This is a genomic window from Acutalibacter muris (assembly GCF_002201475.1).
GTDB classification, from domain to species: Bacteria; Bacillota; Clostridia; order Oscillospirales; family Acutalibacteraceae; genus Acutalibacter; species Acutalibacter muris.
On the sequence record NZ_CP021422.1, the window covers coordinates 399610 to 417348 of the forward strand.

Genomic DNA, 17739 nt, shown 5'->3' on the forward strand with positions numbered 1-17739 from the left:
CCTCTTTTTCTCAGTACATTTACGGCCTCCGGGGTCTCGGGGGGCTTTGCCCCCGAGACCCCCACAAGGTGCCTAACGCACCTTGACTGCGTCCCTGACTGCGTCAGTCAATATGTCTAACCCTTTGCGTAATGTTTTCTCGTCTATCAGCAGCTCTGGCATGACCTTTATAACGGAGTTGCCACGGCCCACGCGCTCCACTATCAGGCCGTTCTTAAAGGCAATATCCAGCACCCGCTTGCTCGTGGTCCCCGGAGCCTTATCCCCGTCGCAGCCCGCAAGGTCCACGCCCCAGACATATCCCACGCCCCGGGTGCTTATCTTACCCGGCGCCAGGTCCTCTATCTTCTTCATGTACTCCTCGAAGATATGGGCCCTGCCCTGTACCTTCTCCTCAACCCTCTCATTAAGCATTATCTCAAGCCCGGCCTTTGCCGCCACCATGGAGAGTTGATAGCCCCTAAAGGTGCCGTTATGCTCCCCGGGCTCCCATATGTCCAGCTCCGGCTTTATGAGCACCAGGGCAAAGGGCATACCGTAGCCCCCGATGGACTTCGACTGTGTGACGATATCCGGCACTATCCCGGCGCGCTCGAAGGAGAAGAACCAGCCTGTCCGCGCGCAGCCCACCTGCACGTCGTCCACGATAAGCAGGAGGTCGTGCCTGTCGCAGAGCTCACGGAGCCCCCTGAGCCACTCGGCGGGCATCGGGTATATGCCGCCGTCGGCCTGGGTGGTCTCAAGTATGAAAGCGGCGGGCTTCTCCACGCCGGAGTGGTCGTCAGTCAAAAGCGTCTCTATATATTTCAGCGTGTCCAGCTCCGGGAACATATATGGCGCGGGCACGTGGGTCACGTGCTCCAGGGGCACGCCTGCCCCCGCCCGGCTGGCTGCGTCGGTAGTCAGCGCAATGCTTCCAAGGGTCATGCCGTGGAAGGCCCCCATCAGGGCGAATATCCCGGGCCGTCCCTTCACCTTCCGGGCCAGCTTTAAGGCGGCCTCTACGGCGTTGGTGCCGGTGGGGCCGGGGAACTGGAGCTTGAAGTTCAGCCCCCGGGGCTTTAAAACTTTTTCTTCGTAGAACTCAATAAACTCCCGTTTCGGCCGGGTGTACATATCCAGGGCGTGCATAACGCCGTCGCACTGGAGGTACTCCACCAGCCGGTCGCGGATAAGGTCCGGGTTATGGCCGTAGTTCAGGGCCCCGGCCCCGCAGAAGAAGTCGATGTACTCCCTTCCCTCCTCGTCATAGAGGAGGGGCCCCTTGGCCCGGGTGAACACCGTGGGGAAGTTGCGGCAGTAGGACCGCACCTCTGACTCGTAGCTCTCGAAGATATTTGTGTTTGCGTTCATGCTTTACCATCCTTTCTACCATGGGAGCTGCCCATGATTCAGCGATCAACGACGTTCAGCCTGCGGCTGAAGTCGGGGCTAAATAAAGCGGCAAATAAATTTGCAGGCCAATACGTTTAAATTTTTGGATTTTGGCCTAAATATTATTCTATCACAAACCATCAGGAAATGGAAGGGTATGGAGAAAAGTTTACAAAAAAGCTCCCCGGAGGGGGAGCTTTCCACGCTTTATATTCGTTTATTGAACCTAAACGAAGTTTTCTGATAGCCCAAACGCTCGTAAAACTCATGGGCCTCCGTCCGCTGAAAGCCCGAGGCGAGCTCGACAAGTGAACTGCCCCGCTCCTTTGCCAGCTCCTCAACATATGCCATAAGCATTTTACCTATGCCGCGGCGCCGGAATTTAGGCAGCACGGCAAGACTGTTTACCTTTATATACCCGTCCGGCAGGTTGATGGCCAGAGCCTCAACGGTCGAAACAAAACCGACAACTTTGCCGTCGACTTCCGCGACAAATATGCGGTAGCGGCTGTCGCCCTCCATTTTCTTGCAGGCAGTAATAAGGGCTTCGTCGGTTAAAGGGACAAACGCTTCGTGCCAAACTGACGCCACAGATAAATAGTCTTTGCTCTCGATATCCCTGATAAGAACGGCGCTCATGTCGCGACCACCTTTACAGTCTCAAAAAACAGCACCTGCGCCGCCGAGCCGTCCGGGTAGGCGAGGTCGGGGCGCTCCTCCCGGCGGTAGCCGCCCTGGGAGTGCTTTTCGGCTATGCGGTTCCAGAACTTTGCCGAGGGCACGTTCTTCGGGTGGTACTTTATCTGCCAGGAGCCGGGGAACAGCCCGAACAGCCGCGCCGCCGCAAAGGAGCCCAGCCCGCAGCGCCGGTACTTGTACATGACGAAGAACTCGGCCATGTTGTAGTCGGTCTTTCCCGCCTCGAGGTAGTTGTTCACCAGGGCGAAGCCCGCCAGGTTACCGTCCGCTTTTAGGAAGAAGGCCCAGCGGCCCGGGTCCCTCCAGTAGGCGTCCAGCCACGAGTAGCCGTAGAGGCCCAGGGGATTCACGTCCTCATGGGTGTACTGGGTGAACTCGTAGTCGTATTTCTCCATCAAGTTCCGAAGTATCTCTTTTTCGTACTCCTTTATGGTGGTCAGTTCAAAATTCATTCTATATTCTCCCCAAGGGTCCCCTGACTCTTGGCGGTGAGATAGGCGTTTATGAAGCCGTCCAGGTCGCCGTCCATGACGCCGTTCACGTTGCCGGTCTCAAAGCCCGTGCGGTGGTCCTTCACCATGGTGTAGGGCATGAACACGTAGGAGCGTATCTGGCTGCCCCAGGTTATCTCCTTCTGCTCGCCCTTTATGTCCGATATCTTCTCCAGGTTCTCCCGCTCTTTTATCTCCACCAGCTTCGAGATGAGCATTTTCATGGCCACGTCCCGGTTCTGGTACTGGCTGCGCTCCACCTGGCAGCTGACCACTATGCCGGTGGGTATGTGAATGAGGCGCACCGCCGAGGAGGTCTTGTTGACCTTCTGTCCCCCCGCGCCTGAGGCCCTATAGACCTCCATCTTGATGTCGTCGGGGCTTATCTCGACTGAGTTGTCCTCCTCTATCTCGGGCATGACCTCAAGGGAGGAGAAGGAGGTGTGCCGCCGCCCTGCCGCGTCGAAGGGCGACACCCGCACCAGCCGGTGCACCCCGGCTTCACTTTTCAGGTAGCCGTAGGCGTTCTCGCCCTCTACTAAAATAGAAGCGGACTTCAGCCCCGCCTCGTCTCCGTCCAGATAGTCCAGGGTGGTCACCTTAAAGCCCCTGCGCTCGGCCCAGCGTCCGTACATACGGAAGAGCATCTCCGCCCAGTCCTGGGCCTCGGTGCCGCCGGAGCCCGCGTGGAAGGTGAGAATGGCGTTGTGGCCGTCGTACTCCCCGGTGAGCAGGGTGGAGAGCTTCATATTGGCTATTTCCCCCGCCACGCCGTCGATCTCCGCCTGAATCTCCTCGATAAGGGACAGGTCCTCGGCCTCGTCACCAAGCTCGATAAGCGCCGCCGCGTCCTCGCAGCGGGAGCACAGCTTCTGATAGCTTTCGTCCTTCGCTTTCAGTCCGGCCATGCGCTGGGTCACCTTCTGGGCGTTCGCCATATCGTCCCAGAAGCCCGGCTCCGCGGACTTGAGCTCCAGCATTTCAACCTCCTCCCGCAGACGCTCAAGGCCCAAAGAATCCCCCAGCTCAGTAAGCGCCTGCCGCTGGCCCGAAAGCTGGCGGCTCAGCTCTTCAAATTGCAGCATATCTCTATCCCCTTTCCAAAGTGTGGAAACTGTTTCGCGTATACTTAAATAATATTATACCAAAAAGGAAGGGGAATGTAAACAGGTAAATTGGGGCCCTCGGAGGCAGGGCTATTTCTTCTCCGGCGCTTCCCCGCAGCCCAGGACTCCTGAGAGGAACGCCAGCGCCAGCCCCTGGCCCCAGCCCTGTATCCAGTCCCGGCTGATGTTCCGATAGCCCTCCCGGTCCCGCATCACCGCCGTGCCCCCGGACACGTTCAGCACCCGGCCCTCGGTGCTGACGTTTTCCAGCACGCCTTCTATGGCCCGCTGGACATACTTTGTGTGCAGGGGGTTGCCGTTATCTATCATGGCCGCCGCTATGCCGCAGGAGGCCGAGATCTCCTCATAGCTGCCGGGGTCGTCCAGTATGGTGCGCCAAAGGCCGTTTTCCGTCTGGCAGAGCTTCAGGGACGGGAGCAGCTCTGAAAGGCTGCCTTGTACGTCCATGAACCGGGGGTACAGATAGGCCTCGGGCAGTGTCTTGCCCACCCGGGACATGGTGTACGCCGCCCAGGCGTTGGCCCTGCCCCAGTGAAAGCCGGACATATGGTCCCTCTGTATGTTGTTATAGCCGTGGTACCAGAGCCCGGAGGAGGGCTCCTGCAAGTATTCTATGTGCCAGTAGTATTGGTCCAGCGCGTCGTTTATCAGGGCTTCGTCCTTAAGCTCCACGCCAACCCTCAACAGGAAGTACGCCGCCATGAACAAGGTGTCCGCCCAGGCCTGCTCCGGGAAGTCGTTGCCGGTGGAGACCGTGTGCTGCAATACCCGCTGGCCGAAGCGCAGGGCCTTATTCTCCAGGTAGTCCACCTTGCTCATGACGATATCCAGGTGCTTTTTCTCCCCGGTATGCTTATACAGCGACAGGCAGCAGTGGCCCATGGCGCAGGTGTTCACCGTCCACTCCGGGAGCCCCAGCTCCGTATACTCGTCCACCCGGGCCCGGACCATGTCCAGATACTTCTGCTGCCCGGTGGCCTCATAGGCACGGCATACCCCGTAATAGGCCACTCCGCAGGGCCAGTCCCAGGTCATGTCCATGCGCATGGTGCGCGTCACTATTGCGTCTATTGTTTCCTCTATGCGGCTGTGGTCAAAGGCCAGGTCCATAATATCCTCTCCCCAGTTTTTTTATTTAAAAAGGGTGCGCTCTCTTTTTAAGAAAGCACACCCTAATTCTAAACCTTTTCAGAATATAATGCAACCGTAAAACGTATATATTACGCCACAAGCTGGTATATGCACACCGCGTGCAGCACACTGCCCATGAGCACGAACAGGTGGAACACCGAGTGCATATAGGGTATCTTTTTGCCCACGCCGTACAGCAGGGCCCCAATAGTATAGAGTATGCCGCCTATAAGCAGGCACCAGAAGCCTACGCCGCTGAGGTTCCGCCGCAGGGTGCCCATGCAGAGCACCACCACCCAGCCCATCATAAGGTAGCATATCATGGAGACCACCTTGAAGCGCTCCACGCTTATGGCGTTGAGTATCACGCCCGCTATGGCCGCCGCCCAGACCCCGGCAAGCATAAGCGTCCCCTGCCAGCCGCCAATGCACACAAGGGTTATGGGGGTATAGGTGCCGGCTATCAGCAGGAAGATGGTACAGTGATCCAGGGACCTGAAGACTATCTTGGCACGGCTCAGTCCCAGGCCCAGGCCGTGGTATATGCAGGAGATGGCGTAGAGGGTCACCATGGCGCCGCCGTATACCGCCACGGAGGCTATCTTTATGGGGGTCTTCTCGCAGAACACCAGCAGCAGCGCCAGGGCCGCTATGGCCCCCAGGGCCGACACCCCGTGGGACACGGAGGAGAATATCTCCTCCCCAAGGGAGTATCTGGGCAGCCCCATCCTCTCACAGCGCTCCCGGCGCAGCTGGGCCCGGACATGGCGGGTGTCTGCGGTTAGCCGCATCGTGTTTTCCATATGGCACGCTCCTTTCGTGTGCACCGCGTTATGTAGTTTTAAAAACCTTATCTAACTGTATTATATACCCCTCGAAGAGAAAATGCAAGGGGTTAGCAATATTTTTTACAGTTTGAAAACAAATAGTACACAAAATTGAGCTCACCCCTTGACTTTCCCTAAAGCCGGTGATATTATAACAACAACCGTCACATCAAAAACTAAGAATATATGCCCCTGCCCGTGTACGTTGCGCGGGCGTTGGCGCAGTATCGCTCCTGTCCCCTGGAAGCTCCTCCGTGTCTGCGGCTTTCCGGCGGGGGTGCGTACTGCGTTTTTTAATGCGAGCGAGGTACTTATAATGAAAAAGAAAAAACAGAAGAAATCCAGTATCCTGCGCTTCTACCCCTATACAAAGGGGTTCCGCGGGAACCTGCTGCTTGCCATGCTGACAGTGATAATCTCCTCGGCGGCAAGCTATATGACCCCACAGATAATCCGTGTCACGGTAGACTCGGTAATAAACGACGAGCCCTTCTCCCTGCCGGGCTTTATACTCTCTTGGATAGAGAGCTTCGGCGGCCGGGAGGCCCTGCGTTCCCATATAATAATATGCGCAGCGGCGGCGCTGCTGTTCGCGGTGATAGCGGGCGTTGCCAACTATGCCTCCCGGATGAACCTGGCAAAGGGCTGCGAGGGCACGGTGGAGTGTATGCGCAACACCCTCTTTGGGCATATCCAGCGCCTGCCCTATGCCTGGCACAATTCCCACCAGACCGGCGATATTATACAGCGCTGCACCCAGGACGTGGAGCTTATCAAGAACTTTGTCAACGAGCAGCTTATGACCGTGATACGCACGGTGCTGGCCATTGTCATCTCACTTACGCTGATGTTCATGATGAATGTCCAGCTCTCTCTGGTGGTGCTCTGCTTCATACCCCTGGTGCTGGGGTACTCCATGATATTCTTTGTGCTGGTGGGCAAGAAGTTTGACCAGGCCGACCAGACCGAGGGGCAGCTTACCGCCCTTGTACAGGAGAATCTTACGGGAGTGCGGGTGGTACGTGCCTTTGGGCGGGAGCGCTTTGAGATAGAGCGCTTCAATAAAAAGAACCAGGAGTTTGCCGACCTCTGGTCCCATCTGGGGAAGATACTGGGCGTGGACTGGGGCCTTGGGGAATTGTTCGCGGGACTGCAGGCCCTGGTGGTGATAGTTATAGGCGTGTTCTTCGTGGAGAACGGCTCCATCACCGAGGGGGAGTTTCTGGCCTTCACGGCCTATAACTCCATGCTGGCCTGGCCCGTGGCCCAGCTGGGTAGGGTTCTGAGTGAGCTCAGCAAGACCTCCATCAGCTCCACCAGGCTTTTTGACATTCTGGACGCCAAGGAGGAGCAGGATAAGGAGCACCCCCGCACCCCGCCCATGGACGGGGACATCGTCTTCGACCACGTGAGCTTCGGCTACGGCGAGGGCGGCGAGGTGCTTGAGGACGTGAGCTTCACCGTGAAAGCGGGCACCACCTTCGGCATCTTAGGCGCTACCGGCAGCGGCAAGTCCACTCTCATGTACCTTCTGGACAGGCTCTACGAGCTGCCCGAGGGGCAGGGGCGGATAACCGTGGGCGGCGTGGACATCAGGGACATAGGGCTCTCCCACCTGCGCCACGGCATAGGTATGGTGCTCCAGGAGCCCTTCCTGTTCAGCAAGACGTTTAGAGAGAGCATAGCCGACGGCTCTAGGCGCTCCGACCTTGAAACCGTGAGGAAATACGCCCGCATGGCCGTTATAGACGACGCCATAGAGGGCTTTGCTCAGGGGTATGAGACCCCCATCGGCGAGCGGGGAGTCACCATCTCCGGCGGACAGAAGCAGCGGGTGGCCATAGCCAGGATGCTAATGCAGGACACGCCCATAAAAGTGTTTGACGACTCCCTCTCCGCCGTGGACATGGAGACCGACGCGAAGATACGCCAGTCCATAAAAGAGAACGTCCACGGCACCACGATACTTATAGCCCATAGGATAACCACGCTGATGAACGCCGACTGTATACTTGTCCTGGAAAAGGGCAGGGTGGCCCAGATGGGCACACACCAGGAACTGATAGCGCAGGACGGCATTTATAAGCGCATATTTGACATACAAAAGAGTTGAGGTAAAAATATGGAGATAAACAAAACTGAGAATATACCAAAGGAGCGCTTCCATACCTTCAAGGTATGGGGGAAGATGCTCCCATATATAAAGCCCTACCGCAAGTGGGTGGCCGTGATAATCGCCGCCATGCTTATGGACGCGTGCATAGCTGTGTTGGACACCCTCATAGCCGGTTACGTGGTGGACCGCTTTATCACCCCGCGCACCCATCAGGGCATAGCCGTCTTTGCCCTATTATATGCGGGCATGACCCTTATGCGCACCCTTGGGCAGATAGTCCTTGGCACCCTGGCCCTGCGGCTGGAGATGTATATCGGCAGGGACATGAAGCGGGATCTGTTCGTACACCTGCAGACCCTCAGCTTCTCATATTACAACCAGACCCCAGTGGGCACCATAGTGGCCCGGGCCCTGAACGACCCGGCGCGTATTGCCGAGAGCATACCCTGGATGATGGTGGACGGCGTGTACTGCGGCGTGTATATTGTCGCGTGCCTTGGGGCCATGCTGGTGATAAACTGGAGGCTTGGGCTCCTGGTGCTGGCGGTGGTGCCCTTTATCACGGCCTTCACAGTGTATTTTGAGAAGCGTATACTCAAGGTGAACCGCAAGGTAAGAAAGATAAATGCCGAGCTTACGAAGAACTATAACGAGGGCATTTCCGGGGCGAAAACCTCAAAGACCCTGGTTATTGAGGACAAGAACCTGGAGAGCTTTAAGGAGGTCAGCGGGCGTATGCGCCGCACCAGCATTAAGGCCGTCATGCTGGACGCCATATATATCCCGGTGATAAGCTTTCTGACGGCTCTGGCGGTGTCCTTTGTAATAACCGGCGGGGGCAATATGGCCATGCTGGGCGGCATAAGCATCGGGCAGCTGACTATCTTCGTGAACTTCGCCCTGCGAATAGCCGACCCGGTGGGGGCTCTGGCCTATCAGGCCACGCGCTTCGTATCCACCCAGGCAAATATAGAGCGTGTGACGGAGCTCCTGGAGCTTCAGCCCGAGATAACCGACACACCCGAGGTCATAGAGAAGTACGGTACATCGCTTGAGCCTAAAAGAGAGAACTGGGAGCCGCTAAAGGGCGACATCACCTTCGAGGACGTGACCTTCATGTACCCGGACGGCCACGAAAACGTGCTGGAGCACTTCGATTTGCAGGTGCCCGCCGGGTCCACAGTGGCGATAGTGGGCGAGACCGGGGCGGGGAAGTCTACCCTTGTGAACCTTGCCTGCCGGTTTTTTGAGCCCACAGGCGGGCGCATACTTATCGACGGCCGGGACTATCGGGAGCGCAGTATGCTCTGGCTGCACACCAGCATAGGGTATGTGCTCCAGACCCCGCACCTGTTCTCGGGCTCCGTAAAGGACAATATACGCTATGGGCGCTTGGACGCCACTGACGAGGAGATAGAGAACGCCGCAAAGCTTGTGAACGCCCACGAATTTATCATGGGCATGGAGAAGGGCTATGACAGCGATGTGGGCGAGGGCGGCGGCCAACTGTCCACCGGGGAGAAGCAGCTCATAAGCTTTGCCCGGGCTGTGCTTGCCGACCCCAGGATATTTGTGCTGGACGAGGCCACGGCCTCCATCGACACCAAAACCGAGGCCCTTATACAGGAGGCCATCTCAACGCTGCTTGAGGGCCGTACCTCCTTCCTTATCGCCCACAGGCTCTCCACCATCCGCAAGGCCGACATGATTCTGGTCGTGCGGGACGGCAGGATCATTCAGCGGGGCACCCACAGGGAGCTGATGGAACAGGGGGGGTACTACGCGGACCTGTATAATAAGCAGTTCGAGACGGAGAGCGCGGAGACGGTGTTTAACGGGTAAGCCGGAGACATAAATATATCACGAAGGGAAGAAGAAAATGGACATCTATGTATCTGCAAAGGCCCCCCGGGGCGGGGACGGCACAAGGGCAAAGCCCTTTAAGACCATCAACCAGGCCGCGGCGATAGCGGAGGCCGGGGACACGGTGGTCGTCGGCCCCGGCGTTTACCGGGAGTGGGTGGACCCCCAAAACGGCGGCACATCGGACGGCTGCCGGGTAAGGTACATCTCGGAGGAGCCCCTTAGGCTTTTTGTCAAGAGGAACTTTTCAAGGGATGGGAAAAATCAGGCGGGAAAAGCCCCGTGGACGGTTAAAAGCCGTTTTCGTGGGTGGGTAGCATAAAACCCTTACCCCGCCCTGCATCGGGGCTTGGAGCGCCCCAGGAAGCCGTATTCATGGGGGTTTGGGGGCTGTGCCGCAAGCCTAAATGTCCACGCCCGCCGGTTGTGCGGTGGGCGGAATGGATGTAAAGCGGTGATTGTTTTCGTCAGGGAGATGTGCTATACTTAAAGTCTAAAAGTACATCACCGCCCTTGTGCTGGCGGGGGCCTATGTCCTGCTGCTGTGTGGTGTGTTTTGGTGAAAAAAGCAAAGAGAGGTTCGCAGGTATGGCGAGACAGAAAAGGCAATTACGAAAGAGGGCCGCGCTTACCCTGTCGCTTTTGCTCCTGCTCGGTTCGCTGGCAGGCTGTGGGGGCAAGCCGCAGGAGGATGCGTCCGGCGCAGACGGGCCGACAAATACATACACGCCCCCGGTAAATGAGGACGGTCAAATCGTCATTACTATGCCTAAGACACTATTGGGAGGAAAGACCGCCGAGGAACTGGAAGCGGAAGATAAAAAGCAGCGTCCAACAGTGGCCAATCAAGCGGTTTACAATGCGCTGCTGGCAAATGGGGATGGCACTTTCAGCTACTATCTCACAACGGAACAGTACCCAAAGCTGAAAGCGGCGTATTATTGGCTGGGCTGTTTGCGTGACCCTGTTACCGCTGAAATTTCGCAGGAATTTGTAACGGCGGCGGATTATACAGATTTGGACGAAAACGGAGTCCCTTGGGGGCTTACAGTTTCGGTGGACGCCGAGACTTATCACTCTGTGGAAATATGGTACTCTGCTGTGGTCACGGTTGCACCGGCGGTCATGCTGGGGCGGTATCAAGTATTATGCGGGATTTCCGGTGATGAATGGGCCGTCCATGTGACCGTGAAAGATGCTGACAGCGGCGAGGTGATTTCAGAACACGACTTCCCCACCCGTGGCGAGTAAATGTCCACGCCCGCCGGGGACGCATTTGCCCTTATCCTGTTCTTTGGGAGAGGCCGGGGGCGCGGGGGCAGAGCCACCGCAAAACCTACCGGTAGCCGCCGCAGTAGTGCAGACGGTTTTGCCGTTAAAATGGAGCGGACGAAAGCGGGGGGCAGGATTGTCAAATCCTGTTCCCCGTTTTCGGCGGCGAAATGGCAACGGCAAAAATCCAGACAGTCAAGGGGGCAGAGTGGAGATTTTTTGCGGAGCAAAAAATACTACTCGTCCCTTGACGGTCTGGATAGTCGGAACGGCGTGGAACGGGGATTGTTTTCAGTGGGGAGATGTGCTATACTTGAACCGATAAATCAACCGGCAAATCGGGACTTATGAGGGGTGATATATTTTGGATAACAACAGACTTACTCAACAAAAAGATTTGTTAGAATCAGTCTTGGAAGTATTAAATATTTTGAAACTACGATGCCCCGACTTGAATACAAGCACGATTCCCCAACTTACAGCAGTCCAAGCGTTGTTGACCAAAGATAATTTATCAAACGATGATTTAGAACAGATTGATAAAGTGATTAGGTATTTATGTCATTTCAAATGCTTATATGATTTTTGCCCATTGGAACTTTTGGACGGGGAGACAGAGCAGGAGTGTTGGGGACGATGGTATCAAATTTTAGATCGAATGAGAAATCGAGCCGACTTGCTTTGTAATGGCACTAAGAAAAAAAGGAAACATAAATGATTGCACGAATAATGCGATATCGAAGGGTAAATTTGGTTTTATCGGGCAGGTGAAGTGCCGAAACAGGGCGGCGGGGCTAATATTGACTATCCCCGCCGCCCTCCCTGTTACCGCTCCACATCCTGCGCCCTGCGGGGCTGCTGCTCCCGCTGTTCCTGCCGCAAGATGTTGTAAACGCTCCTGCGGATTTGCTCGGCTTCTTTCACTTCCCCTTTCAAAGCAAGATACCGCCGGTTGAGCGTTTCCCGTTCGGCGGTCAGCTTGGCATACTCCGCTTTCCATGCCTTTACCGGCAGGGCGGTCTTGCCGTTCATCACGCCTTTCAGATAGTCGTGCGCCGCCGTAAACAGGATTTGCTCGGCCTCGGTCAAATGCTTTTTTCCCTTATACTTGAAATAAATCTCGGCCTGCTCGATGTGCTTTTTCAGAGTGCCTAACCGCCGGTCAATGGGTTTCAGTTTGTGCTGAATGTCAAGCTGTTCCCCTATCATAGACTTGAATTTTTCATCAAGCCCCGCCATATCCATGATGTTGTTGGCTTGCAGGAAGTTCAGCATTTTCGCCGCGTCCTTGAGGTTATAGATGGATTGGGAAGTCTGCGATTTTCCCTCCCGCGCCCTGCGGGACAGGATGCCCTGGATATAGTCGGCAAGAGTGGGCGGCTCGGTGTTCTCCTGTTCCTCTTTCAGCCACTTTTGCAGTTTGGCGATACGGGCTTTCAGTTGCCGGAGTTTCTGATTTGTCACTTCGATTTCCCGGTTCAGATCGCCGCGCTCGGTGCGGATGCCGCGCTTCTCCATAGCGGAAGCGGCAACGCCTAAATGGACGGTGGGTATCTGGTCGATGCCCTGCCGCTCATAACTGCGGTGGTCGATGCGCTGGTTGTGTCCGTACTGCTCCAACGCCTGGTTGCAAAGCTGCGCCCACGCCGCCCGCCATTCCTCGGCCTTGGTCTGCTCGTTCCAGTCGGTGGCGGGGATGGCCTTGCACTTGTACTGCCGCTTTTTCGGGTCATAGATTTTCTTCCCCTGCGGGTCAAGAATGTACTCCTTTTTCTGCTTCGCTCCCCATGCGCCGCCCTGCTGGATGGGGCGCATTGTCAGCATGATATGGGCGTGGGGATTGCCGCCGCCTGTGTCGTGGATGGCAAAGTCGGCGCACATTCCCGCATTGACAAACTGCTCTTTCACATACTCGCGGACAAGAGAAATGCCCTGCTCCCTTGTCAATTCACAGGGCAGGGCAATCTCAATTTCTCTTGCAAGCTGGGCGTTTTTCGCTTTCTCGATTTTCTCCACCGCGTTCCACAAAACCGCCCTGTCAGAAAAGGCGGCGGGGGCGTGGCCGGGGAGTAAAATCTCGGTATGGATAACGCCGCCCTTGTGGGTGTAGTCGTGGGTTTCCCCGTCAAAGTCGTTGGTGAGTTTCTCCCCCGCCCGGTAAGCGGCGGCGGCAACGGCGGATTTGCCCTTGCCGCGGGAGATGATTTTGATACTGCAATGGTAGATTGCCACGGGCTGTCCTCCTTTCTGCGGGTCGTTCCCCCGTCCTTTTGTGCCGAGAGGCACAAAACGCCGTCTGCAAGACCGCACATACCACATTCATGTGGTATATAAGTGCGCCCTTGCCGGGGGCAAGGGACGGGGCGCACGCCCGTTACCCTTGCACCCCGCCCCCGTCTTTGTCTTCGCTTGTGCCGTCCTCCTGCGCTGTGTGGGCGGTCTTGGCGGCGGTTGCAACGAAAAACGCCCCTACCGAAGTAGGAGCGTTAGGTTTGCGTATTCAAATTTTTCTGAAAATGTCCAATGTGTCCGAAGTGCCTACGGCTATGTAATTTCCGCATTTGCTAAATCCAAATGCCTTTATTTCATAATCCTCAAAGATAATGGTACATTTCTCTGGATTTAGAGTGTAAAGCGCATATTGGGGCATAAATATGATTTTCACCATCGGCCAAAAGGGAGCTACTGACACCAATGTGTTTCCGTCTTTGGAAAATCGCCGCAAACCGCCGCCACCATCCCCAGCGATTGGCACAATTTCATCCCCCAATTCTTCAGCGAGGGCAATCAAATCATCTTCATCATAATTTTCAGTACAATATGTTTTACTGCCTGCTTTGCAATCAATAATGCTTTGCCTTTGGCTCGATATGACAACTAATTTCTCGGTATGTATGTTTGAAAAGCCTAAATATGTTAAACCACCGACTGCATAAGTAATTTTTTCCCACCCATCAGGGACACCCGTTGGAATGCGCTGGATGATACCCTGCATCTTTTTTCTATGCTCAATCTCATTTGCGTCCATAACCATACCTCCGTTACATTTTTTATCCGATGCTTATAATCAGCCCATTAGAATGAATAAAATCCCTCTCTCAAAATGATTGCTAAGATGTAAAGTGCGAAAAAAGCGCAGAAACCACCCAAAAGCAGAGGGATAATTGCCAAAATTTTGAACCGCGCCTTTTTCCAGATTTCCCACGCCGCTTTTAGCAAAACAACTGCTATCCCCGCCGCGCCCAATATCACAATAAAAATGGAAAAATAAGCTAATCCCACGGTTCTCACCTACTTTCAACGCTCATCCAATGCAACTGAAATTGTTTCGTTCTCTCCGGCCCCATTAGAAACCGATAATATCACTGTATCTCCATCCCAAACAAGCGAGTATTCGCCAGCACAGATTGGTCTATGACCATCATCGGTGATAATGCGTTCTTTTGGATAAATCAGAAATGGATTGACCCGCTCAAATAAAACAACTTGCCCGGAAATCAAGCTGACATTTTCCATAATAACGATGGTATGCGTGTTGTCTGGTGAAGTGAAGCTATGGTATTCCTCCGCCCCATTAAGAAGGACACAAAGAAAATTCCAACATAACAATACAAGAGCCACACCACCAGCAATCACCGCAAGTGTTATTTTATTTTTCAATGCTTTTTCGGTTTCTCGATAATGCAGAAACACAAGTGTTATTCCACAAACCGCCGCAATGCAGTTTAGTATGCCCTGTATACGAAATGCCGTTCCCGTAGTGCCAATCAGCAGATTATAGTCCATCATCCAAATAATGATTACGATGCAAGGGAAAGCAAGCCACAGGGCAAGATACACATTCAAAAATCTTCGCAATTTCATTTTCGCTTATCTCCACAACAGCCTTTGGGCGTTTCTGTGATGTATTATAGCATAGAGGATAAAATTTTTCCACTGGTTTTCTGCCGGTCAAGGGGTGTCCATGCTGGTACTGCATAGACACCCCTCCACATACACCGTTACCCCTGCGCCGCGCTCCCGTCTGCGCCGTCCTCCTGCGCTGGATGGGTGGTTTTGGCGGCGGGCTGGGTGTTAATCCCTCCCCGACGATTCCTCGCCCTGTGCGGGGGCTGTGGCGGCATTCTGGGTGGTCAAGCCGTCCAGGATACGGCGGCTGTGGTCGGCGGCGATGGTCTGCTCTACAAAGGTCTTGAACTGCTCCTCGGTCAGAGGGATGGTGTCGGGCAGCAGCTTCTCGATAAACCCCATGCGCTTGCAGAGGCGGTTCGTCCTGTCCTTGCGCTCCTGCTCTTTCTGCTCCTGGATCAGCCGCTTTTTCTTGTTTTCAAGCTGCTTGATTTCTTCCTCGATGCTTGCGATTTTCTCAATTTTGGTCTTTGCCATTGTCAATTTCTCCTTTCAATTTTTCAGTCTGGAATGGATAGGAATGGAAAAGCCGCCACGCTCTTTTTGGCATGGCGGCTCGGTGGGGTTCAGATGGCGGCATGGGCGGCTCCGGCTTCCTGCGGCCTGATTTCGTAGGCTGTGCCTTTCAGGATTGCCGCCCGCTGTGCTTCCTTGGCGGCTTTCTTGGCGGCTACCTTTCGGGCATAGCGTACCTTGTCCCGCTCACGCAAAGCCGCCCGCTGTTCCTCCGTCATTTCGTGGCGGCGCTTTTTCTTGCTCTTTCTTACCGGCGTTTCCTCCGGCTGTTCCTCCTGTTCGGGCAGGTCAAATTTGCCGATAAAGTTCAGATAGATTTCAACCTCCTGCTCCCGCACTCCGTTTACTTTGGTGGCCTCATGGACGATTATCTTCTCCACAAATTCATTCAGCAGGGAAGCGGAAAACTCGTTAAACTCGGTGTGCCGCTTCACCAGTTCGATAAACTTGTCGGCCCTCACGCTGTCGGTGTTGTAGCGGTCGATTTCGGCCTGCAATCTCTCGATTTCCCCGTCAAGGGTTTTCTGCTCGGTGTCGTAGCCGGTCAGCAGTTCGGAAAAGTGGTTTTCGGGTATCTTCCCCGTGGCGTAGGCTTCATAAAGTTTCTTTATCAAGCCGCTGATTTCCTCCCGCCGCCGCTTGGCCTTTGACAGCTTTTTGCGGCTCTCCCTTACCGCCGCCTCCTGTTGTAACTCCGATTTCTCCCGGACGCGCTCGATAAACTCCGCTTCGTTTTCCCGCACATATCCGCTCACCCGCCGTATGGCTTCCAGCACCAGGCTTTCCACAACGCTGACGCGGATATAGTGACAGGTGCAGCTTCGGGAATAGTGGCGGTAGCTGGAACAGACATACCTGGTACACTGAGCAGGACGCCGAAAAGGACGAGACCCTGCTGTACGCCAACTTCCACGGCCTGGACCCCAACGCCGAGAACGTGGAGATAAGCGTGCGCCCGGCCTGCTTCTACCCCAGGAGGGAGGGCGTTGGCTATATAACCCTGTCCGGCTTCACGGTGTGCAGGGCCGCTACCCAGTGGGCTCCGCCCACCGCGTACCAGGAGGGCATGATAGGCCCCCACTGGTCAAAGGGCTGGGTGATAGAGGACTGCGAGATATACGAGTCAAAGTGCAGCGGCATCTCCCTTGGCAAGTACAGGCAGCCGGACAACGACAATAAGTGGCTGCACAAAAAATACAAGGACGGCACCCAGACCGAGCGGGAGTGCATCTGCCGGGCCCAGTACGAGGGGTGGACAAAGGAGCGCATTGGTTCCCATATTGTGCGGCGGTGCAATATCCACGACTGCGGCCAGACCGGCATAGTGGGCCATCTGGGCGGGGTGTTCTCACTTATCGAGGACAACCATATCCACCATATAAACAACAAACAGAACCTGGCCGGGGCGGAGATAGGCGGCATCAAAATGCACGCCGCCATCGATGTTATTATCCGGCGCAACCATTTCCACCACTGCACCCGGGGCCTTTGGCTGGATTGGCAGGCCCAGGGCACCAGGGTGACCGGGAACTTTTTCCATCATAACACCCTGCCCAACCTCAGCGAGACTGAGGAGCCGGACCCCACTGCCTTGATGGGCATGGGCGAAGACATCTTCGTGGAGGTCTCCCACGGGCCCACCCTGATCGACAACAATATCCTGCTCTCCCATCGGTCCATGAAGCTGGCCTGCCAGGGAGTGGCAGTGGTACACAACCTTATCGGAGGCGGCCTTGCGGCGGTGGGCATTGGCACGGATAACGGCGCAAAGACTCTCAGTTCGCTCCGGTACACCCCCTATCATGTGCCCCACAGGACCGAGGTGGCGGGCTTTATGACCTTCCTGCACGGGGATATGCGGTTCTATAACAATATCTTCGTCCAGCAGCCCATGCACCCGGTGCTAAAGGCCGCCATGGAGGCCATGAAGGGGGGAAGCGGCTGGGACGACGGCAACGTAGCCGTGGGCACCTTCCCCTATGACGGCTATCCCACCTATGAGGAGTGGGACAGAGAGTTCGAGGGCTACTGCGGCATGGGCAGCGAGCCCAGCGACAGGTACTATATGCACCTGCCGGTCTGGGCCGGGGGGAACGTCTATGCCAACGGTGCCGTGCCCTGGGAGAAGGAAAAGGACTTTACAAAGATAGAGGGCGTGGAGCTTTCGCTCGGCTATGAGAACGGCGAATATACCCTGAAGACCAACCTATACGAGTTGCTGCCAAAGCTGGATACGCCGATGGTGTCCACAGAGCTGCTGGGCGAGGCTTTTGAGCCCGAGCAGCGGTTCGAGGGGCCGGACGGCGAGGCTATCGTGTTCGACAGCGATTACTTCGGAGAGCATAGGGGCATACGGCCGGTGCCGGGGCCCTTTGAGAGCGCGGGGGCCGTTTTGAAGCTGTAAACTGGAGCCG

Annotated in this window: 18 protein-coding genes and 1 pseudogene; 7 read left to right on the top strand and 12 right to left on the bottom strand. The window is 55.7% G+C overall.

Translation table 11 applies throughout. The features are described 5' to 3' along the window. Positions 1-72 precede the first annotated feature (72 nt). The 6 genes from ADH66_RS01965 to trhA form a co-directional block, all read right to left on the bottom strand. Positions 73-1353: an aspartate aminotransferase family protein gene (locus ADH66_RS01965; protein ID WP_066536355.1), complete on the bottom strand. Its 1281-nt coding sequence runs from the start codon at positions 1351-1353 to the stop codon at positions 73-75. Positions 1354-1581: 228 nt separating this feature from the next. Continuing rightward, on the bottom strand, positions 1582-2013 hold the full coding sequence (locus ADH66_RS01970) for a GNAT family N-acetyltransferase (protein ID WP_066536353.1): 432 nt from the start codon (positions 2011-2013) through the stop codon (positions 1582-1584). Further along, positions 2010-2525, bottom strand: a complete 516-nt coding sequence (locus tag ADH66_RS01975; protein WP_066536351.1) for a GNAT family N-acetyltransferase — start codon at positions 2523-2525, stop codon at positions 2010-2012. Before ADH66_RS01975 ends, ADH66_RS01970 begins: the two co-directional genes overlap by 4 nt. Then, positions 2522-3649 carry a peptide chain release factor 2 gene (gene prfB / locus ADH66_RS01980; protein ID WP_066536348.1) on the bottom strand — a complete coding sequence of 376 codons (1128 nt, stop codon included), beginning with the start codon at positions 3647-3649 and terminating at the stop codon, positions 2522-2524. Before prfB ends, ADH66_RS01975 begins: the two co-directional genes overlap by 4 nt. 111 nt (positions 3650-3760) lie before the next feature. Further along, positions 3761-4801: a glycoside hydrolase family 88/105 protein gene (locus ADH66_RS01985; RefSeq protein WP_066536346.1), complete on the bottom strand. Its 1041-nt coding sequence runs from the start codon at positions 4799-4801 to the stop codon at positions 3761-3763. Positions 4802-4911: 110 nt separating this feature from the next. Beyond that, positions 4912-5625: a PAQR family membrane homeostasis protein TrhA gene (gene trhA / locus ADH66_RS01990; RefSeq protein ID WP_066536343.1), complete on the bottom strand. Its 714-nt coding sequence runs from the start codon at positions 5623-5625 to the stop codon at positions 4912-4914. Positions 5626-5965: 340 nt separating this feature from the next. Between trhA and ADH66_RS01995 the strand changes: the two genes are divergently transcribed. The 5 genes from ADH66_RS01995 to ADH66_RS19810 all read left to right on the top strand — a co-directional run bounded on the left by ADH66_RS01995 (position 5966) and on the right by ADH66_RS19810 (position 11618). Further along, complete coding sequence (locus ADH66_RS01995) at positions 5966-7762, top strand: ABC transporter ATP-binding protein (protein ID WP_066536340.1); 1797 nt, start codon at positions 5966-5968, stop codon at positions 7760-7762. Positions 7763-7771: 9 nt separating this feature from the next. Then, a complete protein-coding gene (locus ADH66_RS02000; RefSeq protein ID WP_066536338.1) occupies positions 7772-9607 on the top strand; it encodes an ABC transporter ATP-binding protein in 1836 nt (611 codons plus the stop codon). 37 nt (positions 9608-9644) lie between these two features. After that, positions 9645-9950 carry a DUF1565 domain-containing protein gene (locus tag ADH66_RS02005; RefSeq protein ID WP_066536336.1) on the top strand — a complete coding sequence of 102 codons (306 nt, stop codon included), beginning with the start codon at positions 9645-9647 and terminating at the stop codon, positions 9948-9950. 266 nt (positions 9951-10216) lie between these two features. Then, complete coding sequence (locus ADH66_RS02010; protein ID WP_066536334.1) at positions 10217-10879, top strand: hypothetical protein; 663 nt, start codon at positions 10217-10219, stop codon at positions 10877-10879. A 385-nt stretch (positions 10880-11264) separates the two neighbouring features. Next, positions 11265-11618 carry a hypothetical protein gene (locus ADH66_RS19810; RefSeq protein WP_157130610.1) on the top strand — a complete coding sequence of 118 codons (354 nt, stop codon included), beginning with the start codon at positions 11265-11267 and terminating at the stop codon, positions 11616-11618. Between the two features lie 107 nt (positions 11619-11725). Here ADH66_RS19810 and mobQ read toward each other — a convergent pair whose 3' ends face one another. The 6 genes from mobQ to ADH66_RS02040 form a co-directional block, all read right to left on the bottom strand. Then, positions 11726-13132, bottom strand: a complete 1407-nt coding sequence (mobQ, locus tag ADH66_RS02015; RefSeq protein WP_066536330.1) for a MobQ family relaxase — start codon at positions 13130-13132, stop codon at positions 11726-11728. Positions 13133-13400: 268 nt separating this feature from the next. Further along, a complete protein-coding gene (locus ADH66_RS02020; RefSeq protein ID WP_066536327.1) occupies positions 13401-13928 on the bottom strand; it encodes a hypothetical protein in 528 nt (175 codons plus the stop codon). 39 nt (positions 13929-13967) lie between these two features. Next, positions 13968-14201: a hypothetical protein gene (locus ADH66_RS20565; RefSeq protein WP_207653022.1), complete on the bottom strand. Its 234-nt coding sequence runs from the start codon at positions 14199-14201 to the stop codon at positions 13968-13970. Beyond that, complete coding sequence (locus ADH66_RS02030) at positions 14198-14764, bottom strand: hypothetical protein (protein WP_066536323.1); 567 nt, start codon at positions 14762-14764, stop codon at positions 14198-14200. Before ADH66_RS02030 ends, ADH66_RS20565 begins: the two co-directional genes overlap by 4 nt. A 210-nt stretch (positions 14765-14974) precedes the next feature. Beyond that, a complete protein-coding gene (locus tag ADH66_RS02035) occupies positions 14975-15286 on the bottom strand; it encodes a DUF3847 domain-containing protein (protein ID WP_236757161.1) in 312 nt (103 codons plus the stop codon). Positions 15287-15375: 89 nt separating this feature from the next. After that, the gene (locus ADH66_RS02040; RefSeq protein ID WP_066536321.1) at positions 15376-16113 is read right to left on the bottom strand and encodes a DUF4368 domain-containing protein; all 738 of its coding nucleotides are present in this window, start codon (positions 16111-16113) and stop codon (positions 15376-15378) included. A 68-nt stretch (positions 16114-16181) separates the two neighbouring features. Between ADH66_RS02040 and ADH66_RS21440 the strand changes: the two are divergent. Together ADH66_RS21440 and ADH66_RS02045 are read left to right on the top strand one after the other, a co-directional pair. After that, a pseudogene (locus tag ADH66_RS21440) lies at positions 16182-16259 on the top strand (hypothetical protein); the annotation flags it as partial. 3 nt (positions 16260-16262) lie between these two features. Next, positions 16263-17729 carry a right-handed parallel beta-helix repeat-containing protein gene (locus tag ADH66_RS02045; protein ID WP_330397666.1) on the top strand — a complete coding sequence of 489 codons (1467 nt, stop codon included), beginning with the start codon at positions 16263-16265 and terminating at the stop codon, positions 17727-17729. Positions 17730-17739: the final 10 nt, after the last annotated feature.